The sequence below is a fragment of the Bacillus luti genome, assembly GCF_009739945.1.
Classification (GTDB): Bacteria; Bacillota; Bacilli; order Bacillales; family Bacillaceae_G; genus Bacillus_A; species Bacillus_A luti.
The window spans coordinates 1-24,358 of the sequence record NZ_CP040338.1 but is presented as its reverse complement, the minus strand read 5'-3'; the positions used below and the strand labels follow the sequence as shown (position 1 = coordinate 24,358).

Genomic DNA, 24,358 nt, shown 5'->3' with positions numbered 1-24,358 from the left:
AATGAATACTTTGTTAAAAAAAGGAGTATTAGCTGTTGCGCAAGCAGGGGTAACAACAGAAGATGGTCGGGTGTGTACAAGTCGTACATGGTTTGTAAATCCTAATATTATGTGTTGTAGTCCAAAGGATGGTATAGACAAGCAACACAACATATTTTTAGAGATTCATTACAAAATTTTAAATGGAAGAAAAAGGAAAAAGAAGTATAAACTTCTGTTTATTTGTTTTAAAGAATACAAATTTCTATTGTATTCTTTTTTTTTTTGTTATTTCCCAATTGTTAGGTGTCATGAAAACATGACACCTAACATCTTATGAACCCTTGATATTATTAACTTTTTTCATTTTGTTCTTCTCACTCTTATATATAGAGCTAAAAGTTCCGCAAGGAACAGGTAGTATTTTTGAGCAAATAACGCTCAAAAATCTCCACCTTTAAAAAAATTATCCTTGCGGAACTTTTTTCGGCTTGTATGATTTTTTCGCCAAGCCGACAGACAAAAAGCAAAACAATGGTTCTCGACTTGAACAAACAAGTATACAAGCCGAATCGCTTAGATCAATCGTCCAAAAATAGTTTTTATTCTAAAATAGATACGTAATTCGTGGGGTTTCGCCCCCACACGACGAGCCAGCACTCTAGCCAAAAAGCAAAATTTTATATAATTAATATTATTTGTAATAATATTAATTAAGAAATGCGAAAAAAAGATAATCTAGCTGCTACAATACTTGATCCTGCTGCTGTAGCTCCACCTATTGAAATAGTTTTATCACTAATATTATATAAATTAATTGTTGTGCCAGCTGGTATTTGACCAGAAAATCCGAAACAAACAACTTCTTGACCTGTAGGTGTACCATAATTAGCTCCATCTAAACTAGGAACTGGAATACCATTAAATCCTACACCAACAGCAACAGGGCCAGCTTGATTATTTGAAGTCATTACAGCACCAATAAAAAAGTAATTACCAGGAATTTGAATAGTAAAAGTATCAATACCATTAAATGTAACATTTTTACTTATTAAAACTGGTGCTGTAAATTGAATAGGTGCTAAATTATTAACAGTTTGAGGAGCAGGAGTTACTATACTAGCGTTAGCAGAAGAAAAAGTTCCAGTAGATCCAGTAGCTCCAGTAGGTCCAGTAGATCCTGTAGCTCCTGTAGCTCCTGTAGGTCCAGTAGCTCCAGTAGGTCCAGTAGCTCCTGTAGGTCCAGTAGCTCCTGTAGCTCCTGTAGATCCAGTAGGTCCAGTAGATCCAGTAGCTCCTGTAGCTCCAGTAGATCCTGTAGATCCTGTAGATCCTGTAGATCCAGTAGCTCCAGTAGATCCTGTAGATCCAGTAGGTCCAGTAGCTCCAGTAGATCCTGTAGATCCTGTAGGTCCAGTAGCTCCTGTAGCTCCAGTAGCTCCTGTAGCTCCTGTAGCTCCTGTAGCTCCTGTAGGTCCAGTAGCTCCTGTAGATCCTGTAGATCCAGTAGCTCCAGTAGATCCAGTAGATCCAGTAGCTCCAGTAGATCCAGTAGGTCCAGTAGCTCCAGTAGATCCAGTAGGTCCAGTAGCTCCAGTAGATCCTGTAGCTCCTGTAGGTCCAGTAGGTCCAGTAGATCCAGTAGATCCAGTAGGTCCAGTAGCTCCAGTAGATCCAGTAGGTCCAGTAGCTCCAGTAGATCCTGTAGCTCCTGTAGGTCCAGTAGGTCCAGTAGATCCAGTAGGTCCAGTAGCTCCAGTAGATCCAGTAGGTCCAGTAGCTCCAGTAGATCCTGTAGCTCCTGTAGGTCCAGTAGGTCCAGTAGATCCAGTAGATCCAGTAGGTCCAGTAGCTCCAGTAGATCCAGTAGGTCCAGTAGCTCCAGTAGATCCTGTAGCTCCTGTAGGTCCAGTAGGTCCAGTAGCTCCAGTAGATCCAGTAGGTCCAGTAGATCCAGTAGATCCTGTAGCTCCAGTAGATCCTGTAGCTCCTGTAGGTCCAGTAGCTCCTGTAGCTCCTGTAGATCCAGTAGGTCCAGTAGATCCAGTAGCTCCAGTAGGTCCAGTAGATCCAGTAGCTCCTGTAGCTCCAGTAGGTCCAGTAGCTCCTGTAGGTCCAGTAGGTCCAGTAGGTCCAGTAGGTCCAGTAGATCCAGTAGCTCCAGTAGGTCCAGTAGATCCAGTAGCTCCTGTAGCTCCTGTAGGTCCAGTAGCTCCTGTAGCTCCTGTAGGTCCAGTAGCTCCAGTAGGTCCAGTAGCTCCTGTAGGTCCAGTAGCTCCTGTAGCTCCTGTAGCTCCTGTAGGTCCAGTAGATCCAGTAGCTCCTGTAGCTCCAGTAGATCCTGTAGATCCTGTAGATCCTGTAGATCCAGTAGCTCCTGTAGATCCAGTAGATCCAGTAGATCCTGTAGCTCCTGTAGATCCAGTAGATCCAGTAGCTCCTGTAGATCCAGTAGGTCCAGTAGCTCCAGTAGATCCTGTAGCTCCTGTAGGTCCAGTAGGTCCAGTAGCTCCAGTAGATCCTGTAGCTCCAGTAGATCCTGTAGCTCCAGTAGGTCCAGTAGCTCCTGTAGCTCCTGTAGATCCAGTAGGTCCAGTAGATCCAGTAGCTCCAGTAGGTCCAGTAGATCCAGTAGCTCCTGTAGCTCCAGTAGGTCCAGTAGCTCCTGTAGGTCCAGTAGGTCCAGTAGGTCCAGTAGGTCCAGTAGATCCAGTAGCTCCAGTAGGTCCAGTAGGTCCAGTAGCTCCTGTAGGTCCAGTAGGTCCAGTAGGTCCAGTAGGTCCAGTAGATCCAGTAGCTCCAGTAGGTCCAGTAGATCCAGTAGCTCCTGTAGATCCTGTAGGTCCAGTAGCTCCAGTAGCTCCTGTAGCTCCAGTAGGTCCAGTAGGTCCAGTAGCTCCTGTAGGTCCAGTAGGTCCAGTAGGTCCAGTAGGTCCAGTAGATCCAGTAGCTCCAGTAGGTCCAGTAGATCCAGTAGCTCCTGTAGATCCTGTAGGTCCAGTAGCTCCAGTAGCTCCTGTAGCTCCTGTAGGTCCAGTAGATCCAGTAGCTCCTGTAGGTCCAGTAGATCCAGTAGCTCCTGTAGCTCCAGTAGATCCAGTAGCTCCTGTAGATCCTGTAGATCCAGTAGCTCCTGTAGATCCAGTAGGTCCAGTAGATCCAGTAGCTCCAGTAGGTCCAGTAGATCCAGTAGCTCCTGTAGCTCCAGTAGGTCCAGTAGCTCCTGTAGGTCCAGTAGGTCCAGTAGGTCCAGTAGGTCCAGTAGATCCAGTAGCTCCAGTAGGTCCAGTAGATCCAGTAGCTCCTGTAGATCCTGTAGGTCCAGTAGCTCCTGTAGCTCCTGTAGCTCCTGTAGATCCAGTAGGTCCAGTAGGTAAAGTAAGTGGAGGAATAGGAGGGAATGTTGGACCTATTAATTCTGGATTGAAATTATTGAAAAAAAACGGTGATGGAATGTTGTTATTTGACATATAGAAACCTCCTATCTAGTTTATTAAAAAAATATATTATATATAGTAAATGTATAAAGATATAAAATTGATTATTATAAATGTATTAATTTTTTGACATAAAAAAAGAGATGAAGGACCAGTTCATCTCTTTTTTCCCTATTCAGGTGAATTTATGTCAATATTTATTATATGTATAAGTTTAAAAAAAAGTTCTTATATTGAATTTTATAATTAAGTATTGTTAAAAAGTGTAATTATAAAGTCTGCTGAAATAAATGTTTCATTTCTTTTAATAGGGGTCACCATATTATTTTGGGAAAATTGTACGCTAAGGACTACAAAACCTTATTCTTACAGTATCTTTAAAGGTAAATACATGTTCAGAAAGATAGAAACCTAAGTTTAATTGAACATTGATTTGTTTACATGCTTTATGAACATGATTATAGTCAGAAAACGTGTTGATATTGTTGAGTTTTACCCTCTGTTCATAAATATAAGGTTTTCTGGACAGATATCTCTTAGCGTACAGGAAACGCTTGGAATGTGTCCGAATTGTGTCTAAACGTACAATTTTCCTGAAATGGTATGGTGACCCCTAATACAACTTAAAAGCATTTGAAATACGTTTAAAAAAAGTAACTCAAAAACTTTTTACTTTTTAATAAGTGTAGTATTGAATAATTAGTAAAGTGATTATTGGGAGAAGAAAAATAAGTGGTAAGAGTCAATGGTAAGCGGACTGAAAGAGATCAGCGTTTTTTTGCTGATCTCTTGAAAGGAGCATTAAGGAATTGACTCGTGCATCTGATTTTCCAACCTCTTGGCAGTTCCCCAAAACAAATTGTTTTGGGGACGCCAACCGGCGAGGGAGGCCCTCAAGGATTTGAGGGGTTGGGGAGTTGGATAAGGGGGTCTGGGGAAGATTTCCCCAGCAGGTTTGGACAGAGTCCAAGGTTGTTTTTTCCATGCTAAGCATGGCTCGGCGAAGCCGAAAAGCGTCGCAGACCCCTATCGATTTTGATGCGAAAGCGTCAAAATACGTATAGGGTTACTCTAATTGACACCATTTCGTCGCTTTGCTAGACTTATGGTATCAATTAATCTAGGGAAAGTGGTGGCACTTTATGTTGGGTTCTATCTCATTTAATCAATCTCACCAAAGTTCATTAAGCCACAATAATAGGGAAAATATTCATGGGAATCCTGGCATTGATCCAGCTAGGTCAGAGGAGAATATTTACTTTGTTCAAAAGGACATCCGAAGTGTATACAAGGATGTCTTTCAAGAAGCGGTGGACAAGTATAACGAGAAGCAAAAACGGAATGACCGTAAGATTGAGAATTACTATGACAAAATACATAAAGATGATAAAACGCATGAGCAACGAGAATTGGTCGTAGCGATTGGAGAAGGTAAAGACGACCCGAAGTATAGGGAAGCTAAGAAAGAAGCGTTAAAACGGTATGCTGAAGCGTTTCAAGAGCGGAATCCCAATCTGGCAGTCTATAACATGGTTTTACATGATGACGAAGCAAATCCACATTTACATATTAACTATGTACCGAACTTTGAAAGTAGTCGAGGATTAACGAGGCGTGTCGGAATGGATAGAGCTTTGCAACAACAAGGTGTCGAAGGAACGGGAAGAAAGTTAATTGCGCATTGGAGAGAAAGGGAAACCGCTTATATAGAGCAATTGGCTAAAGAATATATTCCGAATTTTGAACGTGCTAATGTAGGTTCACATAAGTACATGAAAGTCCGTCAATACAAGGAGTATGCAGAAGCAAAGTCAACTATTGAAAATCAAGTAGAGGAAAAAGAAACTAAGTTACAAACGATTGACGATCATTTAAAAAATGTTGAAGAGAAAACAAACGAATTAGAAATGACGAAAAAGAGTTTGGAAAGTGATGTTGTTGATACGTACAAAGAATTAGAGATAGTAAAGCAACAGGTAGAGAGTGAAAATGAAAAGCTGCAGCTAATTGGCCAGCGTCATGTGGAATTAGAAAAAAGAGTAGAACAAATGCAAAAAGAATTAGATAGTGCTAGTGATCGAGTGCCAAATGAACCTGTTAAAATTCCATTTTTACGTAAAGAAGTAGTAGTAGAAGTACAGGATAAAATGTTTGGAAAAGCTGAAATTACAAAGAAACAGACAAGAAATTATGTGTTATCACCAGAACAATATCAAGAAGTAACAAAGCAAGTGAATGCAGCGGTCACTATCAAAAAGGATCATGAGCGTTTGAGAGAAACAGACTTTGTGAAAGAGTATGAAAGTTTAAAAATGACTGCAGACGGTTGGATGAAAGAAAATAGAACATTGAAACAGGAAAAAAACCAGTTGCAAAAGGAAGTTGGTGTATTAAATAGAGAAATTAGCTCGTTAAAAGCTCATATAAAGGGTTTGCAGACGAATATAAGAGTTTTATATGTACAAACGAAAAAAGTTTTAAAAGAGCAATTTAAGGGGTTTAGAGAGAGTGTTAAAAATGAATTGGGTAGCAAGGGAGTAGATAATCAATTTGAACGTGAGCATAAAAAAGAGGTGAATAAACATCGTGGATTTGATATGGAACGGTAAAAAAACAGGGAAACTTTGTTTTTATCTTTAAGGTTGTTAAAAACATGATAGAATGAAAAAAAGAGCCATGCGGGAACATGACTCTTTTCATAGGGTATTTTACGAAAATACCTAAACTTCACTTATCTGATTATAGATTATCATAATTTGATTTATAATCAAATAGCAAAAAATAGGTATTTTTGTTGATTCCCTCAATTAAGGAGGAATTAACTTAGATATGACAAAGAAAATTATTGATTTTGGACAAGCTGAAAAAAAAGCAAAAGAAAGAGATAGTAAAATTAATAGTATTTATGAAAAACTTGAAGGTAGTGGCGGACTTTCTGAAGAAGAAAGAGTCATTATGCTACAAGTATTAAGTAAAATGTCTGGTGGAGAAGAATATTTTATTGGTAAAAAGAAAAAACCTACAGATCGGGTGAGATTTGTGCAGATAATTACTGATAATATTAATTATCTATGTAAAACGGGATATCTGACAAATGCTGAAAAAGCTTTTTTGATTGATTTAACACCGTATATAGAGTTTAAAACTAATATTTTAATTGAATGTTCAAATGAAGATTCTGAAGAAGTAGATGCAGATGCAGCTACACCAAGTTATTTAGCAAGGAAGTTAGGAAAAGATAGAAGTAATCTTTCTCATTTAATGAATGGTTTATTGGAAAAAGGTGTTTTAGCTGTTGCAGAATCTGGAATGACAACTGAAGATGGTCGCATTTGTAGTTCTCGTACTTGGTTTGTGAATCCTAATGTTTTATGTTGTTCCCCTAAAGATGGAGTAGACAAGGCTACTATGAAGATTTTTAAGAAGTCTCTTAGAAATTTTAAAATAACTGGAGATAAGAAAAAACATAACTTACCGATTTATTTATTTTAGATGTCATTTGTTATTGACATCTTTTTTTTTTTATTATTTTCCATTTTTTAGGTGTGGGAATTTAACAACACATGTGTGGGAATTTTCCCACACCCTACCCTTGTTAAACCCTTGATATTACTGACTTTCTTTACTTTGCTCTTCTCACTCTTATATATAGGGCTAAAAGTTCCGCAAGGAACAGGTAGTATTTTTGAGCAAACAACGCTCAAAAATCTCCACCTTCATAATAAAAAAGTCGGTTCGTTCATCCTCACCTAAAGACTACCGTCTTTTCTTTTTTATTATGTCCTTGCAAAACTTTTTTCGGCTTGTATGCTTTTCTCGCCAAGCCGACAGACAAAAAGCAAAGCAATGCCGATCGACTTGGACTAGTAAGTATACAAGCCGAACCGCCTAGATCATTCGTCCTAAAATAGTGCTTACTCCAAAATTGATACGGAATACGTGGGGTTTCGCCCCCACACGACGAGCCAGCACTCTAGCCAAAAAGCAAAAAGTAGACCAAAAAACAAGGACAAAATCAGGCTAAACAAAAATAAGCCGTCCATATGGACGGCTTATTTACATAATTCACGATATAGGAAGTTCTATTTTAGTAAACTCATAGCAACTACAATACATCCAACTATAAATAATTCTTTTTTAAATATGTATTTTTATCTTTACTTAGGATATGCTATAGTCTTTTCCTTAAAAATGTTTCCATAATATCTCTCTTAAATCTTTCATAATTGAACTGAAAAGCGATATTATGTGTTTTATAACCTGGATTTGTCACAAAACGAAAGTCTGCGATACTTTGACCAAATCCTTCTCCTTGATCGGGAATTACTTTGATGGGCACTTTTGACAGACGAACTGCATCTGGATTCAACAAATACCATATTGTTACAAAATCATGCATAGGGCTTCCTCCTATGCCAGGATTCGATTTAGAGTAGAAATTATAGTAGTAGTCTAACATAGGTTTGATGATGAGTCCTGCAAGGTCTTGTGTATTCCGGTGAAATGCATCAATTTGTTGAACCATTTCAGGTGTAACAATCGCGTGTTGGGTGACGTTTAATGGAATAATTGTCAAATTCTTCGCATGCTGCAGAATTAAGTTTGCTGCATAAGGGTCTGCGTAAAAGTTAGCTTCAGCCACAGCAGTCACGTTTCCGGGGTAAAAAAAGGCTCCACCCATGCAAATGTATTCTTTCACATTCCGCATTGCTTCTAAATTCAAAATAAATGACGTAGCCAATGAGGAAAGTCTTCCCAAATTGATAATTGTAAGATCGTCTAAATTTGAGTTTATAATTTTGTAAATATCATTCATGGGATAAATTGGATAAGGGATTTCAGGTGGAATGATAGGTCCTAGTCCTACTTTTCCATGTACTTCAGGAAAATATTGAACCAATATACCTGTTAAAGGTACAGAAGCACCGAGAAATACGGGTATCTCTTTTCTTCCCGAAATATACTTCAAATAGTTAATATTTTTTATAGCATTCTCTCTCGATACATTTCCATAATCAGCTACAATCCCCACAAGTTGGATATCATTACGAAAAAAGGTGTACAGAATAGCAAACGCATCATCAATTCCCAAATCTGTAAACAAGAGAACTTTTTTGGGCATATATTTTCCTCCAAAAGCCATAAAATTTTATTTTTACTAAGGATGTAAAGAATAGGCTTGTACTATATTTGATATATATTTTATATATTCTTCAATAGTACATTCTGTTCATCTATAACTTTAGATATCTTATATGTGTTTGCATCTAAAATAGTATTTTTGTTTTGTATATCATATTCATGTGAAGTTGACATAACGTCTCATTATCGGCAGCAAGGAAAAAGCGGAATCCATTGATATAATAAGGATTCCGCTTTTTCTTTGTTTGTCATCCTATGCATGATTTTATACATTGTTGAGATACTATGGTTTTTCCGGTTTACGAATGTCCTGTATTAGTACAAAAAATTGTATAAAATCTTGTATAAAAAAGATTGATAATTTTAAAACAAAGTTTGATGAAAAACTTTGTTGATATAGTTTTTTTCTTTTGATTTTTAAACTTCAATTGTATTGTTAAGTTAAAGGTCCATTTAATGAAATAAGTGTTTTAGGCTAAAAATCTTTCTTTACAAAAGTCACTTTGAATTTTAAGTACATTGACTTAACCAGTGCATAGGATAATTTTATAAAATTGTGAAGGATTGAGAAAAATGCACTATATTCCTTTTATGTATCGATATCAATATCTTTATTATGTTAATGTACCAATACCAATGTATAACTATGGAAGACAGTCTGTTTATTGTACTTTTCCTAATGAGATAGATTATACAAACAGATTTGATTTTTTTCGTTTTTCCAATGGTGATGGAAGTATTTCGTTAAAAGATTATGGATCAGAACCATTTGTTGTTAATATCAATGAAGCAGCAAAGCAAAATAATACGTATCGTACTGCTTTATGGACAGGGAAACATTTACAAGTTACCTTAATGAGCATTAATGTTGGTGAAGATATCGGTTTGGAAATACATCCTAATGTTGATCAATTTTTACGTATTGAACAAGGTCAGGGGATTGTTCAAATGGGAAAGAGTAAAGATAATTTAAATTTCAAAAGAAATGCTTATGATGATTTTGCAATAATGATACCTGCAGGAACATGGCATAATGTAATTAACACAGGTAATATTCCGTTAAAACTTTATTCGATATATGCTCCTCCAAATCATTCATTTGGTACCGTTCATGTTACTAAAGCAGATGCATTGGCTGTGGAAGAAGATTATAGTCATGGCAATAGGAATACAGTTGGTTATTAATCAAGATTTATTATAAAATCTATAACTGTGTTTTAAAAAGCAAAAAAATAAACTTTTGTTAATCTTAAAAAACAATTGAAAACTCTTCTTTAAATTTTAAAAAGAAGGTGTTACCTTTTCAAAGAAGGAAAAGACTATATAGCAACTGGAGAACAGCTTGAAGCAGAGGGAGGACAAAATATGGCTCAAACTTATTGGGGATCTGAGGTAGCCAAGAATTTAGGGATTGGCTCAAGTACTTTGCGTAAATATTGCCTTGCTCTGGAGGAAGTTGGGTATCCTTTCGAGCGCGGTAGTAATAATTCTAGAATTTTTTATCATAAGGATGTAGCAATTATAGAACGGCTATTAACAGCTATGAACAAGAAGAACGTAACACTAGAACAGGCTGTAAATCTAGCAATGACAAGTGTTATAGAAAATGAGATAGCAACTGTTGCTACAGATAGCGTAGTAGATACAGAACAGATAATAGTATTATCAGAACGTATAGAACGTTTAGAACAGCTTAATTTAGAATTAATTCAAAGATTGGATCAACAAAGTAAATTTTTACAGGAAACAGATGCTCAAAGAATAATAAGAGAAGAACAAAGAGATATTCAATTAATGCAAGTATTAAGAGAAATACAAGACAGTAAGCGATTAATAGCAGCTTCAGAACAGAGGAAATCGCTTTGGAGTCGTCTATTTGGTAAATAAATTAGAATTTAATAATAGAGAAAAGCTTACTCCTATATAAAAATAAATAAGGAGTGAGCTTTTTTGTTACTTATAAGTGGTGTTATTATAATTTCTAAAATTGGGAGTAGCTCCCCGATGTCAAGGGGAGCTACAGAGGAATAACCATGACATTAATTTTGAATTATTTAATACTATTGAACATAATAAATTCTTTTACAATGACACATACTATCCTTATATAAATTGTTATAATACGAACACTTAATTCAAAAGGGGTTAGCTACTTGTGTCTGAACATATAGAGATTATTTTGAGAACACTATTAGCTTTTTCGATTTTATTTATCGGAGCTAAACTACTAGGAAAGCAAATTATTGCTGAAATGAATACTTTTGATTTTATTGGTGCTATCTCTATCGGAAGTATTATTGCGAATTTGGCATTTAATTTAAATATAAAAACTCATCATGCAGTCATTGCTTTTCTTATGTTAGTATTGGGGTAGCGTCAGAAAAATGCGGATTTACAACGTTAAGCATTTTGATACAAGTCTTATGAGAAATTATGAAGTCCTAATTTAACGATAATTTAATTATGTACCAATAGGCTTACTCTATTGAGATTGTGAAAAAATGTACTTAAACTAATGGGGCAGGTTAGTGAAAGGCAAGTTATTTAAAATATATATTAAGACTTCAACAAATTTTAGTGTTATATATAAACCCCTGCCCAGTCTTTTAAATTATGTTATAATTATCGCAAGAACAAGTATTTAAACAAAACTCGGAGATGTATAAGATGATTAGATTAGAGAAAATAAACGCTGATAACTACCAAAAAGTTTTTGACTTAGAACTTGTAGGAGAACAGGAAAACTTTGTTTCATCAAATATGAGATCGTTGGCACAAGCCTGGGTATTTTACGAAAGAGCCAAGCCTTATGCTATTTATAATGATGATACAATTGTAGGATTTATAATGTTTGACTATAAAATAGAAAATAGGAAAGTAGAGATTTGGCGATTTATGTTAGGGAGTGCATATCAAGGAAAAGGCTATGGTAAAGAAGCATTAAACAAAGCTATAGAATTTTTGAAGCAAGAAAATTTATTCGACTATATCCAAATAAATTATGTTGAAGAAAATTTAGTGGCAAAAAAACTTTATCAAAAAGTTGGTTTTTCAGAAACGGGAGAAATGGAAGGAAACGAAGTTGTTATGAGGCTCTCAATAGTGAAAGAATAGGTGTCAAATATATTCCAGTTTCATTACCTAACAGCAGTGATGAATAGCTAAAAGTATATTTCAAATAGATAGAACGTTTTAGGTTGGCAGCTGCTAGCCCTTTTTGTATTCTTGTTTTGTGAATAGTTACACTTAAACTAAAGGGTGCTTTAGTTCAACAATCTAAATTAAAAAGTCGATTCCTTGAGAGACTGGAAATCGGCTTTTTTTATGATTGGAACTTCCTTAGCGTTGTAAATACGCATTTTCCTGACGCTACCCCTTATAGGAAAAAAGAGAAAACCTTTAGATCGGGTGAGGTTTGTGCAATTAATAATGGATAATATCAATTATTTGACTGAGATTGGTTATTTGAGTAGTAAAGAAGAAGCTTTTTTATTTAAATTAGCTTCATTTGTGGAATTTAAGACTAATGTTATTGTAGAACGTGAAACAGGTAGTCCAGCATCTCCCACATATTTGAGTGAAAAGTTTAAAATAGCTCGTCAAAATATTTCAGGTACAATGAATACTTTGTTAAAAAAAGGAGTATTAGCTGTTGCGCAAGCAGGGGTAACAACAGAAGATGGTCGGGTGTGTACAAGTCGTACATGGTTTGTAAATCCTAATATTATGTGTTGTAGTCCAAAGGATGGTATAGACAAAGCAACACAACATATTTTTAGAGATTCATTACAAAATTTTAAATTGGAAGAAAAAAGGAAAAAGAAGTATAAACTTCCTGTTTATTTGTTTTAAAGAATACAAATTTCTATTGTATTCTTTTTTTTTTTGTTATTTCCCAATTGTTAGGTGTCATGAAAACATGACACCTAACATCTTATGAACCCTTGATATTATTAACTTTTTTCATTTTGTTCTTCTCACTCTTATATATAGAGCTAAAAGTTCCGCAAGGAACAGGTAGTATTTTTGAGCAAATAACGCTCAAAAATCTCCACCTTTAAAAAAATTATCCTTGCGGAACTTTTTTCGGCTTGTATGATTTTTTCGCCAAGCCGACAGACAAAAAGCAAAACAATGGTTCTCGACTTGAACAAACAAGTATACAAGCCGAATCGCTTAGATCAATCGTCCAAAAATAGTTTTTATTCTAAAATAGATACGTAATTCGTGGGGTTTCGCCCCCACACGACGAGCCAGCACTCTAGCCAAAAAGCAAAATTTTATATAATTAATATTATTTGTAATAATATTAATTAAGAAATGCGAAAAAAAGATAATCTAGCTGCTACAATACTTGATCCTGCTGCTGTAGCTCCACCTATTGAAATAGTTTTATCACTAATATTATATAAATTAATTGTTGTGCCAGCTGGTATTTGACCAGAAAATCCGAAACAAACAACTTCTTGACCTGTAGGTGTACCATAATTAGCTCCATCTAAACTAGGAACTGGAATACCATTAAATCCTACACCAACAGCAACAGGGCCAGCTTGATTATTTGAAGTCATTACAGCACCAATAAAAAAGTAATTACCAGGAATTTGAATAGTAAAAGTATCAATACCATTAAATGTAACATTTTTACTTATTAAAACTGGTGCTGTAAATTGAATAGGTGCTAAATTATTAACAGTTTGAGGAGCAGGAGTTACTATACTAGCGTTAGCAGAAGAAAAAGTTCCAGTAGATCCAGTAGCTCCAGTAGGTCCAGTAGATCCTGTAGCTCCTGTAGCTCCTGTAGGTCCAGTAGCTCCAGTAGGTCCAGTAGCTCCTGTAGGTCCAGTAGCTCCTGTAGCTCCTGTAGATCCAGTAGGTCCAGTAGATCCAGTAGCTCCTGTAGCTCCAGTAGATCCTGTAGATCCTGTAGATCCTGTAGATCCAGTAGCTCCAGTAGATCCTGTAGATCCAGTAGGTCCAGTAGCTCCAGTAGATCCTGTAGATCCTGTAGGTCCAGTAGCTCCTGTAGCTCCAGTAGCTCCTGTAGCTCCTGTAGCTCCTGTAGCTCCTGTAGGTCCAGTAGCTCCTGTAGATCCTGTAGATCCAGTAGCTCCAGTAGATCCAGTAGATCCAGTAGCTCCAGTAGATCCAGTAGGTCCAGTAGCTCCAGTAGATCCAGTAGGTCCAGTAGCTCCAGTAGATCCTGTAGCTCCTGTAGGTCCAGTAGGTCCAGTAGATCCAGTAGATCCAGTAGGTCCAGTAGCTCCAGTAGATCCAGTAGGTCCAGTAGCTCCAGTAGATCCTGTAGCTCCTGTAGGTCCAGTAGGTCCAGTAGATCCAGTAGGTCCAGTAGCTCCAGTAGATCCAGTAGGTCCAGTAGCTCCAGTAGATCCTGTAGCTCCTGTAGGTCCAGTAGGTCCAGTAGATCCAGTAGATCCAGTAGGTCCAGTAGCTCCAGTAGATCCAGTAGGTCCAGTAGCTCCAGTAGATCCTGTAGCTCCTGTAGGTCCAGTAGGTCCAGTAGCTCCAGTAGATCCAGTAGGTCCAGTAGATCCAGTAGATCCTGTAGCTCCAGTAGATCCTGTAGCTCCTGTAGGTCCAGTAGCTCCTGTAGCTCCTGTAGATCCAGTAGGTCCAGTAGATCCAGTAGCTCCAGTAGGTCCAGTAGATCCAGTAGCTCCTGTAGCTCCAGTAGGTCCAGTAGCTCCTGTAGGTCCAGTAGGTCCAGTAGGTCCAGTAGGTCCAGTAGATCCAGTAGCTCCAGTAGGTCCAGTAGATCCAGTAGCTCCTGTAGCTCCTGTAGGTCCAGTAGCTCCTGTAGCTCCTGTAGGTCCAGTAGCTCCAGTAGGTCCAGTAGCTCCTGTAGGTCCAGTAGCTCCTGTAGCTCCTGTAGCTCCTGTAGGTCCAGTAGATCCAGTAGCTCCTGTAGCTCCAGTAGATCCTGTAGATCCTGTAGATCCTGTAGATCCAGTAGCTCCTGTAGATCCAGTAGATCCAGTAGATCCTGTAGCTCCTGTAGATCCAGTAGATCCAGTAGCTCCTGTAGATCCAGTAGGTCCAGTAGCTCCAGTAGATCCTGTAGCTCCTGTAGGTCCAGTAGGTCCAGTAGCTCCAGTAGATCCTGTAGCTCCAGTAGATCCTGTAGCTCCAGTAGGTCCAGTAGCTCCTGTAGCTCCTGTAGATCCAGTAGGTCCAGTAGATCCAGTAGCTCCAGTAGGTCCAGTAGATCCAGTAGCTCCTGTAGCTCCAGTAGGTCCAGTAGCTCCTGTAGGTCCAGTAGGTCCAGTAGGTCCAGTAGGTCCAGTAGATCCAGTAGCTCCAGTAGGTCCAGTAGGTCCAGTAGCTCCTGTAGGTCCAGTAGGTCCAGTAGGTCCAGTAGGTCCAGTAGATCCAGTAGCTCCAGTAGGTCCAGTAGATCCAGTAGCTCCTGTAGATCCTGTAGGTCCAGTAGCTCCAGTAGCTCCTGTAGCTCCAGTAGGTCCAGTAGGTCCAGTAGCTCCTGTAGGTCCAGTAGGTCCAGTAGGTCCAGTAGGTCCAGTAGATCCAGTAGCTCCAGTAGGTCCAGTAGATCCAGTAGCTCCTGTAGATCCTGTAGGTCCAGTAGCTCCAGTAGCTCCTGTAGCTCCTGTAGGTCCAGTAGATCCAGTAGCTCCTGTAGGTCCAGTAGATCCAGTAGCTCCTGTAGCTCCAGTAGATCCAGTAGCTCCTGTAGATCCTGTAGATCCAGTAGCTCCTGTAGATCCAGTAGGTCCAGTAGATCCAGTAGCTCCAGTAGGTCCAGTAGATCCAGTAGCTCCTGTAGCTCCAGTAGGTCCAGTAGCTCCTGTAGGTCCAGTAGGTCCAGTAGGTCCAGTAGGTCCAGTAGATCCAGTAGCTCCAGTAGGTCCAGTAGATCCAGTAGCTCCTGTAGATCCTGTAGGTCCAGTAGCTCCTGTAGCTCCTGTAGCTCCTGTAGATCCAGTAGGTCCAGTAGGTAAAGTAAGTGGAGGAATAGGAGGGAATGTTGGACCTATTAATTCTGGATTGAAATTATTGAAAAAAAACGGTGATGGAATGTTGTTATTTGACATATAGAAACCTCCTATCTAGTTTATTAAAAAAATATATTATATATAGTAAATGTATAAAGATATAAAATTGATTATTATAAATGTATTAATTTTTTGACATAAAAAAAGAGATGAAGGACCAGTTCATCTCTTTTTTCCCTATTCAGGTGAATTTATGTCAATATTTATTATATGTATAAGTTTAAAAAAAAGTTCTTATATTGAATTTTATAATTAAGTATTGTTAAAAAGTGTAATTATAAAGTCTGCTGAAATAAATGTTTCATTTCTTTTAATAGGGGTCACCATATTATTTTGGGAAAATTGTACGCTAAGGACTACAAAACCTTATTCTTACAGTATCTTTAAAGGTAAATACATGTTCAGAAAGATAGAAACCTAAGTTTAATTGAACATTGATTTGTTTACATGCTTTATGAACATGATTATAGTCAGAAAACGTGTTGATATTGTTGAGTTTTACCCTCTGTTCATAAATATAAGGTTTTCTGGACAGATATCTCTTAGCGTACAGGAAACGCTTGGAATGTGTCCGAATTGTGTCTAAACGTACAATTTTCCTGAAATGGTATGGTGACCCCTAATACAACTTAAAAGCATTTGAAATACGTTTAAAAAAAGTAACTCAAAAACTTTTTACTTTTTAATAAGTGTAGTATTGAATAATTAGTAAAGTGATTATTGGGAGAAGAAAAATAAGTGGTAAGAGTCAATGGTAAGCGGACTGAAAGAGATCAGCGTTTTTTTGCTGATCTCTTGAAAGGAGCATTAAGGAATTGACTCGTGCATCTGATTTTCCAACCTCTTGGCAGTTCCCCAAAACAAATTGTTTTGGGGACGCCAACCGGCGAGGGAGGCCCTCAAGGATTTGAGGGGTTGGGGAGTTGGATAAGGGGGTCTGGGGAAGATTTCCCCAGCAGGTTTGGACAGAGTCCAAGGTTGTTTTTTCCATGCTAAGCATGGCTCGGCGAAGCCGAAAAGCGTCGCAGACCCCTATCGATTTTGATGCGAAAGCGTCAAAATACGTATAGGGTTACTCTAATTGACACCATTTCGTCGCTTTGCTAGACTTATGGTATCAATTAATCTAGGGAAAGTGGTGGCACTTTATGTTGGGTTCTATCTCATTTAATCAATCTCACCAAAGTTCATTAAGCCACAATAATAGGGAAAATATTCATGGGAATCCTGGCATTGATCCAGCTAGGTCAGAGGAGAATATTTACTTTGTTCAAAAGGACATCCGAAGTGTATACAAGGATGTCTTTCAAGAAGCGGTGGACAAGTATAACGAGAAGCAAAAACGGAATGACCGTAAGATTGAGAATTACTATGACAAAATACATAAAGATGATAAAACGCATGAGCAACGAGAATTGGTCGTAGCGATTGGAGAAGGTAAAGACGACCCGAAGTATAGGGAAGCTAAGAAAGAAGCGTTAAAACGGTATGCTGAAGCGTTTCAAGAGCGGAATCCCAATCTGGCAGTCTATAACATGGTTTTACATGATGACGAAGCAAATCCACATTTACATATTAACTATGTACCGAACTTTGAAAGTAGTCGAGGATTAACGAGGCGTGTCGGAATGGATAGAGCTTTGCAACAACAAGGTGTCGAAGGAACGGGAAGAAAGTTAATTGCGCATTGGAGAGAAAGGGAAACCGCTTATATAGAGCAATTGGCTAAAGAATATATTCCGAATTTTGAACGTGCTAATGTAGGTTCACATAAGTACATGAAAGTCCGTCAATACAAGGAGTATGCAGAAGCAAAGTCAACTATTGAAAATCAAGTAGAGGAAAAAGAAACTAAGTTACAAACGATTGACGATCATTTAAAAAATGTTGAAGAGAAAACAAACGAATTAGAAATGACGAAAAAGAGTTTGGAAAGTGATGTTGTTGATACGTACAAAGAATTAGAGATAGTAAAGCAACAGGTAGAGAGTGAAAATGAAAAGCTGCAGCTAATTGGCCAGCGTCATGTGGAATTAGAAAAAAGAGTAGAACAAATGCAAAAAGAATTAGATAGTGCTAGTGATCGAGTGCCAAATGAACCTGTTAAAATTCCATTTTTACGTAAAGAAGTAGTAGTAGAAGTACAGGATAAAATGTTTGGAAAAGCTGAAATTACAAAGAAACAGACAAGAAATTATGTGTTATCACCAGAACAATATCAAGAAGTAACAAAGCAAGTGAATGCAGCGGTCACTATCAAAAAGGATCATGAGCGTTTGAGAGAAACAGACTTTGTGAAAGAGTATGAAAGTTTAAAAATGACTGCAGACGGTTGGATGAAAGAAAATAGAACATTGAAACAGGAAAAAAACCAGTTGCAAAAGGAAGTTGGTGTATTAAATAGAGAAATTAGCTCGTTAAAAGCTCATATAAAGGGTTTGCAGACGAATATAAGAGTTTTATATGTACAAACGAAAAAAGTTTTAAAAGAGCAATTTAAGGGGTTTAGAGAGAGTGTTAAAAATGAATTGGGTAGCAAGGGAGTAGATAATCAATTTGAACGTGAGCATAAAAAAGAGGTGAATAAACATCGTGGATTTGATATGGAACGGTAAAAAAACAGGGAAACTTTGTTTTTATCTTTAAGGTTGTTAAAAACATGATAGAATGAAAAAAAGAGCCATGCGGGAACATGACTCTTTTCATAGGGTATTTTACGAAAATACCTAAACTTCACTTATCTGATTATAGATTATCATAATTTGATTTATAATCAAATAGCAAAAAATAGGTATTTTTGTTGATTCCCTCAATTAAGGAGGAATTAACTTAGATATGACAAAGAAAATTATTGATTTTGGACAAGCTGAAAAAAAAGCAAAAGAAAGAGATAGTAAAATTAATAGTATTTATGAAAAACTTGAAGGTAGTGGCGGACTTTCTGAAGAAGAAAGAGTCATTATGCTACAAGTATTAAGTAAAATGTCTGGTGGAGAAGAATATTTTATTGGTAAAAAGAAAAAACCTACAGATCGGGTGAGATTTGTGCAGATAATTACTGATAATATTAATTATCTATGTAAAACGGGATATCTGACAAATGCTGAAAAAGCTTTTTTGATTGATTTAACACCGTATATAGAGTTTAAAACTAATATTTTAATTGAATGTTCAAATGAAGATTCTGAAGAAGTAGATGCAGATGCAGCTACACCAAGTTATTTAGCAAGGAAGTTAGGAAAAGATAGAAGTAATCTTTCTCATTTAATGAATGGTTTATTGGAAAAAGGTGTTTTAGCTGTTGCAGAATCTGGAATGACAACTGAAGATGGTCGCATTTGTAGTTCTCGTACTTGGTTTGTGAATCCTAATGTTTTATGTTGTTCCCCTAAAGATGGAGTAGACAAGGCTACTATGAAGATTTTTAAGAAGTCTCTTAGAAATTTTAAAATAACTGGAGATAAGAAAAAACATAACTTACCGATTTATTTATTTTAGATGTCATTTGTTATTGACATCTTTTTTTTTTTATTATTTTCCATTTTTTAGGTGTGGGAATTTAACAACACATGTGTGGGAATTTTCCCACACCCTACCCTTGTTAAACCCTTGATATTACTGACTTTCTTTACTTTGCTCTTCTCACTCTTATATATAGGGCTAAAAGTTCCGCAAGGAACAGGTAGTATTTTTGAGCAAACAACGCTCAAAAATCTCCACCTTCATAATAAAAAAGTCGGTTCGTTCATCCTCACCTAAAGACTACCGTCTTTTCTTTTTTATTATGTCCTTGCAAAACTTTTTTCGGCTTGTATGCTTTTCTCGCCAAGCCGACAGACAAAAAGCAAAGCAATGCCGATCGACTTGGACTAGTAAGTATACAAGCCGAACCGCCTAGATCATTCGTCCTAAAATAGTGCTTACTCCAAAATTGATACGGAATACGTGGGGTTTCGCCCCCACACGACGAGCCAGCACTCTAGCCAAAAAGCAAAAAGTAGACCAAAAAACAAGGACAAAATCAGGCTAAACAAAAATAAGCCGTCCATATGGACGGCTTATTTACATAATTCACGATATAGGAAGTTCTATTTTAGTAAACTCATAGCAACTACAATACATCCAACTATAAATAATTCTTTTTTAAATATGTATTTTTATCTTTACTTAGGATATGCTATAGTCTTTTCCTTAAAAATGTTTCCATAATATCTCTCTTAAATCTTTCATAATTGAACTGAAAAGCGATATTATGTGTTTTATAACCTGGATTTGTCACAAAACGAAAGTCTGCGATACTTTGACCAAATCCTTCTCCTTGATCGGGAATTACTTTGATGGGCACTTTTGACAGACGAACTGCATCTGGATTCAACAAATACCATATTGTTACAAAATCATGCATAGGGCTTCCTCCTATGCCAGGATTCGATTTAGAGTAGAAATTATAGTAGTAGTCTAACATAGGTTTGATGATGAGTCCTGCAAGGTCTTGTGTATTCCGGTGAAATGCATCAATTTGTTGAACCATTTCAGGTGTAACAATCGCGTGTTGGGTGACGTTTAATGGAATAATTGTCAAATTCTTCGCATGCTGCAGAATTAAGTTTGCTGCATAAGGGTCTGCGTAAAAGTTAGCTTCAGCCACAGCAGTCACGTTTCCGGGGTAAAAAAAGGCTCCACCCATGCAAATGTATTCTTTCACATTCCGCATTGCTTCTAAATTCAAAATAAATGACGTAGCCAATGAGGAAAGTCTTCCCAAATTGATAATTGTAAGATCGTCTAAATTTGAGTTTATAATTTTGTAAATATCATTCATGGGATAAATTGGATAAGGGATTTCAGGTGGAATGATAGGTCCTAGTCCTACTTTTCCATGTACTTCAGGAAAATATTGAACCAATATACCTGTTAAAGGTACAGAAGCACCGAGAAATACGGGTATCTCTTTTCTTCCCGAAATATACTTCAAATAGTTAATATTTTTTATAGCATTCTCTCTCGATACATTTCCATAATCAGCTACAATCCCCACAAGTTGGATATCATTACGAAAAAAGGTGTACAGAATAGCAAACGCATCATCAATTCCCAAATCTGTAAACAAGAGAACTTTTTTGGGCATATATTTTCCTCCAAAAGCCATAAAATTTTATTTTTACTAAGGATGTAAAGAATAGGCTTGTACTATATTTGATATATATTTTATATATTCTTCAATAGTACATTCTGTTCATCTATAACTTTAGATATCTTATATGTGTTTGCATCTAAAATAGTATTTTTGTTTTGTATATCATATTCATGTGAAGTTGACATAACGTCTCATTATCGGCAGCAAGGAAAAAGCGGAATCCATTGATATAATAAGGATTCCGCTTTTTCTTTGTTTGTCATCCTATGCATGATTTTATACATTGTTGAGATACTATGGTTTTTCCGGTTTACGAATGTCCTGTATTAGTACAAAAAATTGTATAAAATCTTGTATAAAAAAGATTGATAATTTTAAAACAAAGTTTGATGAAAAACTTTGTTGATATAGTTTTTTTCTTTTGATTTTTAAACTTCAATTGTATTGTTAAGTTAAAGGTCCATTTAATGAAATAAGTGTTTTAGGCTAAAAATCTTTCTTTACAAAAGTCACTTTGAATTTTAAGTACATTGACTTAACCAGTGCATAGGATAATTTTATAAAATTGTGAAGGATTGAGAAAAATGCACTATATTCCTTTTATGTATCGATATCAATATCTTTATTATGTTAATGTACCAATACCAATGTATAACTATGGAAGACAGTCTGTTTATTGTACTTTTCCTAATGAGATAGATTATACAAACAGATTTGATTTTTTTCGTTTTTCCAATGGTGATGGAAGTATTTCGTTAAAAGATTATGGATCAGAACCATTTGTTGTTAATATCAATGAAGCAGCAAAGCAAAATAATACGTATCGTACTGCTTTATGGACAGGGAAACATTTACAAGTTACCTTAATGAGCATTAATGTTGGTGAAGATATCGGTTTGGAAATACATCCTAATGTTGATCAATTTTTACGTATTGAACAAGGTCAGGGGATTGTTCAAATGGGAAAGAGTAAAGATAATTTAAATTTCAAAAGAAATGCTTATGATGATTTTGCAATAATGATACCTGCAGGAACATGGCATAATGTAATTAACACAGGTAATATTCCGTTAAAACTTTATTCGATATATGCTCCTCCAAATCATTCATTTGGTACCGTTCATGTTACTAAAGCAGATGCATTGGCTGTGGAAGAAGATTATAGTCATGGCAATAGGAATACAGTTGGTTATTAATCAAGATTTATTATAAAATCTATAACTGTGTTTTAAAAAGCAAAAAAATAAACTTTTGTTAATCTTAAAAAACAATTGAAAACTCTTCTTTAAATTTTAAAAAGAAGGTGTTACCTTTTCAAAGAAGGAAAAGACTATATAGCAACTGGAGAACAGCTTGAAGCAGAGGGAGGACAAAATATGGCTCAAACTTATTGGGGATCTGAGGTAGCCAAGAATTTAGGGATTGGCTCAAGTACTTTGCGTAAATATTGCCTTGCTCTGGAGGAAGTTGGGTATCCTTTCGAGCGCGGTAGTAATAATTCTAGAATTTTTTATCATAAGGATGTAGCAATTATAGAACGGCTATTAACAGCTATGAACAAGAAGAACGTAACACTAGAACAGGCTGTAAATCTAGCAATGACAAGTGTTATAGAAAATGAGATAGCAACTGTTGCTACAGATAGCGTAGTAGATACAGAACAGATAATAGTATTATCAGAACGTATAGAACGTTTAGAACAGCTTAATTTAGAATTAATTCAAAGATTGGATCAACAAAGTAAATTTTTACAGGAAACAGATGCTCAAAGAATAATAAGAGAAGAACAAAGAGATATTCAATTAATGCAAGTATTAAGAGAAATACAAGACAGTAAGCGATTAATAGCAGCTTCAGAACAGAGGAAATCGCTTTGGAGTCGTCTATTTGGTAAATAAATTAGAATTTAATAATAGAGAAAAGCTTACTCCTATATAAAAATAAATAAGGAGTGAGCTTTTTTGTTACTTATAAGTGGTGTTATTATAATTTCTAAAATTGGGAGTAGCTCCCCGATGTCAAGGGGAGCTACAGAGGAATAACCATGACATTAATTTTGAATTATTTAATACTATTGAACATAATAAATTCTTTTACAATGACACATACTATCCTTATATAAATTGTTATAATACGAACACTTAATTCAAAAGGGGTTAGCTACTTGTGTCTGAACATATAGAGATTATTTTGAGAACACTATTAGCTTTTTCGATTTTATTTATCGGAGCTAAACTACTAGGAAAGCAAATTATTGCTGAAATGAATACTTTTGATTTTATTGGTGCTATCTCTATCGGAAGTATTATTGCGAATTTGGCATTTAATTTAAATATAAAAACTCATCATGCAGTCATTGCTTTTCTTATGTTAGTATTGGGGTAGCGTCAGAAAAATGCGGATTTACAACGTTAAGCATTTTGATACAAGTCTTATGAGAAATTATGAAGTCCTAATTTAACGATAATTTAATTATGTACCAATAGGCTTACTCTATTGAGATTGTGAAAAATGTACTTAAACTAATGGGGCAGGTTAGTGAAAGGCAAGTTATTTAAAATATATATTAAGACTTCAACAAATTTTAGTGTTATATATAAACCCCTGCCCAGTCTTTTAAATTATGTTATAATTATCGCAAGAACAAGTATTTAAACAAAACTCGGAGATGTATAAGATGATTAGATTAGAGAAAATAAACGCTGATAACTACCAAAAAGTTTTTGACTTAGAACTTGTAGGAGAACAGGAAAACTTTGTTTCATCAAATATGAGATCGTTGGCACAAGCCTGGGTATTTTACGAAAGAGCCAAGCCTTATGCTATTTATAATGATGATACAATTGTAGGATTTATAATGTTTGACTATAAAATAGAAAATAGGAAAGTAGAGATTTGGCGATTTATGTTAGGGAGTGCATATCAAGGAAAAGGCTATGGTAAAGAAGCATAAACAAAGCTATAGAATTTTTGAAGCAAGAAAATTTATTCGACTATATCCAAATAAATTATGTTGAAGAAAATTTAGTGGCAAAAAAACTTTATCAAAAAGTTGGTTTTTCAGAAACGGGAGAAATGGAAGGAAACGAAGTTGTTATGAGGCTCTCAATAGTGAAAGAATAGGTGTCAAATATATTCCAGTTTCATTACCTAACAGCAGTGATGAATAGCTAAAAGTATATTTCAAATAGATAGAACGTTTTAGGTTGGCAGCTGCTAGCCCTTTTTGTATTCTTGTTTTGTGAATAGTTACACTTAAACTAAAGGGTGCTTTAGTTCAACAATCTAAATTAAAAAGTCGATTCCTTGAGAGACTGGAAATCGGCTTTTTTATGATTGGAACTTCCTTAGCGTTGTAAATACGCATTTTCCTGACGCTACCCCTTATAGGAAAAAAGAGAAAACCTTTAGATCGGGTGAGGTTTGTGCAATTAATAATGGATAATATCAATTATTGGACTGGATTGGTATTTGAGTAGTAAAGAAGAAGCTTTTTTATTTAAATAGCTTCATTTGTGGAATTTAAGACTAATGTTATTGTGTAGGAACGTGAACAGACAGGTAGTCCAGCCACCCTCTCCCACATATTTGAGTGAAAAGTTTAAAATAGCTCGTCAAAATATTTCAGGTAC

14 protein-coding genes and 4 pseudogenes are annotated in these 24,358 nt (G+C 36.2%); 14 read left to right on the top strand and 4 right to left on the bottom strand.

Going from position 1 to position 24,358, the window contains the following annotated elements:
- Nucleotides 1-692 precede the first annotated feature (692 nt).
- Nucleotides 693-3,449 (bottom strand): exosporium leader peptide-containing protein, encoded by a 2,757-nt coding sequence (locus EUC40_RS26585; RefSeq protein WP_156577017.1) that lies wholly within the window; start codon nt 3,447-3,449, stop codon nt 693-695.
- Between the two features lie 1,109 nt (nt 3,450-4,558).
- Here EUC40_RS26585 and EUC40_RS26580 point away from each other — a divergent pair.
- Both EUC40_RS26580 and EUC40_RS26575 read left to right on the top strand, forming a co-directional pair.
- Nucleotides 4,559-6,025, top strand: a complete 1,467-nt coding sequence (locus EUC40_RS26580; protein WP_000901539.1) for a plasmid recombination protein — start codon at nt 4,559-4,561, stop codon at nt 6,023-6,025.
- Nucleotides 6,026-6,245: 220 nt separating this feature from the next.
- Nucleotides 6,246-6,908: a MarR family transcriptional regulator gene (locus EUC40_RS26575; RefSeq protein WP_000162379.1), complete on the top strand. Its 663-nt coding sequence runs from the start codon at nt 6,246-6,248 to the stop codon at nt 6,906-6,908.
- Nucleotides 6,909-7,587: 679 nt separating this feature from the next.
- Here the strand turns inward: EUC40_RS26575 and EUC40_RS26570 are convergent.
- Nucleotides 7,588-8,538: a nucleoside hydrolase gene (locus EUC40_RS26570; protein ID WP_046199663.1), complete on the bottom strand. Its 951-nt coding sequence runs from the start codon at nt 8,536-8,538 to the stop codon at nt 7,588-7,590.
- A 593-nt stretch (nt 8,539-9,131) separates the two neighbouring features.
- On the opposite strand from EUC40_RS26570, the gene EUC40_RS26565 reads away from it, so the two are divergent.
- From EUC40_RS26565 to EUC40_RS26545, 5 genes and pseudogenes are all read left to right on the top strand, one after another.
- Nucleotides 9,132-9,743 carry a cupin domain-containing protein gene (locus EUC40_RS26565; RefSeq protein ID WP_073542121.1) on the top strand — a complete coding sequence of 204 codons (612 nt, stop codon included), beginning with the start codon at nt 9,132-9,134 and terminating at the stop codon, nt 9,741-9,743.
- Nucleotides 9,744-9,923: 180 nt separating this feature from the next.
- Nucleotides 9,924-10,445 carry a DUF3967 domain-containing protein gene (locus tag EUC40_RS26560; protein WP_000079496.1) on the top strand — a complete coding sequence of 174 codons (522 nt, stop codon included), beginning with the start codon at nt 9,924-9,926 and terminating at the stop codon, nt 10,443-10,445.
- A gap of 268 nt (nt 10,446-10,713) precedes the next feature.
- A pseudogene (locus EUC40_RS26555) lies at nt 10,714-10,923 on the top strand (DUF421 domain-containing protein); the annotation flags it as partial.
- Between the two features lie 302 nt (nt 10,924-11,225).
- Nucleotides 11,226-11,672, top strand: coding sequence for a GNAT family N-acetyltransferase (locus EUC40_RS26550; RefSeq protein WP_000620148.1), 447 nt, complete (start codon nt 11,226-11,228; stop codon nt 11,670-11,672).
- A gap of 264 nt (nt 11,673-11,936) precedes the next feature.
- Nucleotides 11,937-12,410: pseudogene (locus tag EUC40_RS26545) on the top strand (MarR family transcriptional regulator); the annotation flags it as partial.
- A 461-nt stretch (nt 12,411-12,871) separates the two neighbouring features.
- Here EUC40_RS26545 and EUC40_RS26540 read toward each other — a convergent pair.
- Nucleotides 12,872-15,628, bottom strand: coding sequence for an exosporium leader peptide-containing protein (locus EUC40_RS26540; protein WP_156577017.1), 2,757 nt, complete (start codon nt 15,626-15,628; stop codon nt 12,872-12,874).
- 1,109 nt (nt 15,629-16,737) lie between these two features.
- Here EUC40_RS26540 and EUC40_RS26535 point away from each other — a divergent pair.
- Together EUC40_RS26535 and EUC40_RS26530 are read left to right on the top strand one after the other, a co-directional pair.
- Nucleotides 16,738-18,204: a plasmid recombination protein gene (locus EUC40_RS26535; RefSeq protein WP_000901539.1), complete on the top strand. Its 1,467-nt coding sequence runs from the start codon at nt 16,738-16,740 to the stop codon at nt 18,202-18,204.
- Nucleotides 18,205-18,424: 220 nt separating this feature from the next.
- Nucleotides 18,425-19,087 (top strand): MarR family transcriptional regulator, encoded by a 663-nt coding sequence (locus EUC40_RS26530; RefSeq protein WP_000162379.1) that lies wholly within the window; start codon nt 18,425-18,427, stop codon nt 19,085-19,087.
- 679 nt (nt 19,088-19,766) lie between these two features.
- On the opposite strand, the gene EUC40_RS26525 is transcribed toward EUC40_RS26530, so the two are convergent.
- Nucleotides 19,767-20,717, bottom strand: coding sequence for a nucleoside hydrolase (locus EUC40_RS26525; RefSeq protein ID WP_046199663.1), 951 nt, complete (start codon nt 20,715-20,717; stop codon nt 19,767-19,769).
- Between the two features lie 593 nt (nt 20,718-21,310).
- Here EUC40_RS26525 and EUC40_RS26520 point away from each other — a divergent pair.
- From EUC40_RS26520 to EUC40_RS27670, 5 genes and pseudogenes are all read left to right on the top strand, one after another.
- Nucleotides 21,311-21,922 (top strand): cupin domain-containing protein, encoded by a 612-nt coding sequence (locus EUC40_RS26520; protein ID WP_073542121.1) that lies wholly within the window; start codon nt 21,311-21,313, stop codon nt 21,920-21,922.
- 180 nt (nt 21,923-22,102) lie between these two features.
- Complete coding sequence (locus tag EUC40_RS26515) at nt 22,103-22,624, top strand: DUF3967 domain-containing protein (protein WP_000079496.1); 522 nt, start codon at nt 22,103-22,105, stop codon at nt 22,622-22,624.
- Between the two features lie 268 nt (nt 22,625-22,892).
- Nucleotides 22,893-23,102: pseudogene (locus EUC40_RS26510) on the top strand (DUF421 domain-containing protein); the annotation flags it as partial.
- 301 nt (nt 23,103-23,403) lie between these two features.
- On the top strand, nt 23,404-23,679 hold the full coding sequence (locus tag EUC40_RS27380) for a GNAT family N-acetyltransferase (protein ID WP_244322218.1): 276 nt from the start codon (nt 23,404-23,406) through the stop codon (nt 23,677-23,679).
- Nucleotides 23,680-24,112: 433 nt separating this feature from the next.
- Nucleotides 24,113-24,353 (top strand): annotated as a pseudogene (locus EUC40_RS27670) (MarR family transcriptional regulator); the annotation flags it as partial.
- Nucleotides 24,354-24,358 lie beyond the last annotated feature (5 nt).

Excerpts from the sequence above, each read along its gene's own strand:
- EUC40_RS26585 (WP_156577017.1), bottom strand. The coding sequence starts at position 3,449 with ATGTCAAATAACAACATTCCATCACCGTTTTTTTTCAATAATTTCAAT.
- EUC40_RS26580 (WP_000901539.1), top strand. The coding sequence starts at position 4,559 with ATGTTGGGTTCTATCTCATTTAATCAATCTCACCAAAGTTCATTAAGC.
- EUC40_RS26575 (WP_000162379.1), top strand. The coding sequence starts at position 6,246 with ATGACAAAGAAAATTATTGATTTTGGACAAGCTGAAAAAAAAGCAAAA.
- EUC40_RS26570 (WP_046199663.1), bottom strand. The coding sequence starts at position 8,538 with ATGCCCAAAAAAGTTCTCTTGTTTACAGATTTGGGAATTGATGATGCG.
- EUC40_RS26565 (WP_073542121.1), top strand. The coding sequence starts at position 9,132 with ATGCACTATATTCCTTTTATGTATCGATATCAATATCTTTATTATGTT.
- EUC40_RS26560 (WP_000079496.1), top strand. The coding sequence starts at position 9,924 with ATGGCTCAAACTTATTGGGGATCTGAGGTAGCCAAGAATTTAGGGATT.
- EUC40_RS26550 (WP_000620148.1), top strand. The coding sequence starts at position 11,226 with ATGATTAGATTAGAGAAAATAAACGCTGATAACTACCAAAAAGTTTTT.
- EUC40_RS26540 (WP_156577017.1), bottom strand. The coding sequence starts at position 15,628 with ATGTCAAATAACAACATTCCATCACCGTTTTTTTTCAATAATTTCAAT.
- EUC40_RS26535 (WP_000901539.1), top strand. The coding sequence starts at position 16,738 with ATGTTGGGTTCTATCTCATTTAATCAATCTCACCAAAGTTCATTAAGC.
- EUC40_RS26530 (WP_000162379.1), top strand. The coding sequence starts at position 18,425 with ATGACAAAGAAAATTATTGATTTTGGACAAGCTGAAAAAAAAGCAAAA.
- EUC40_RS26525 (WP_046199663.1), bottom strand. The coding sequence starts at position 20,717 with ATGCCCAAAAAAGTTCTCTTGTTTACAGATTTGGGAATTGATGATGCG.
- EUC40_RS26520 (WP_073542121.1), top strand. The coding sequence starts at position 21,311 with ATGCACTATATTCCTTTTATGTATCGATATCAATATCTTTATTATGTT.
- EUC40_RS26515 (WP_000079496.1), top strand. The coding sequence starts at position 22,103 with ATGGCTCAAACTTATTGGGGATCTGAGGTAGCCAAGAATTTAGGGATT.
- EUC40_RS27380 (WP_244322218.1), top strand. The coding sequence starts at position 23,404 with ATGATTAGATTAGAGAAAATAAACGCTGATAACTACCAAAAAGTTTTT.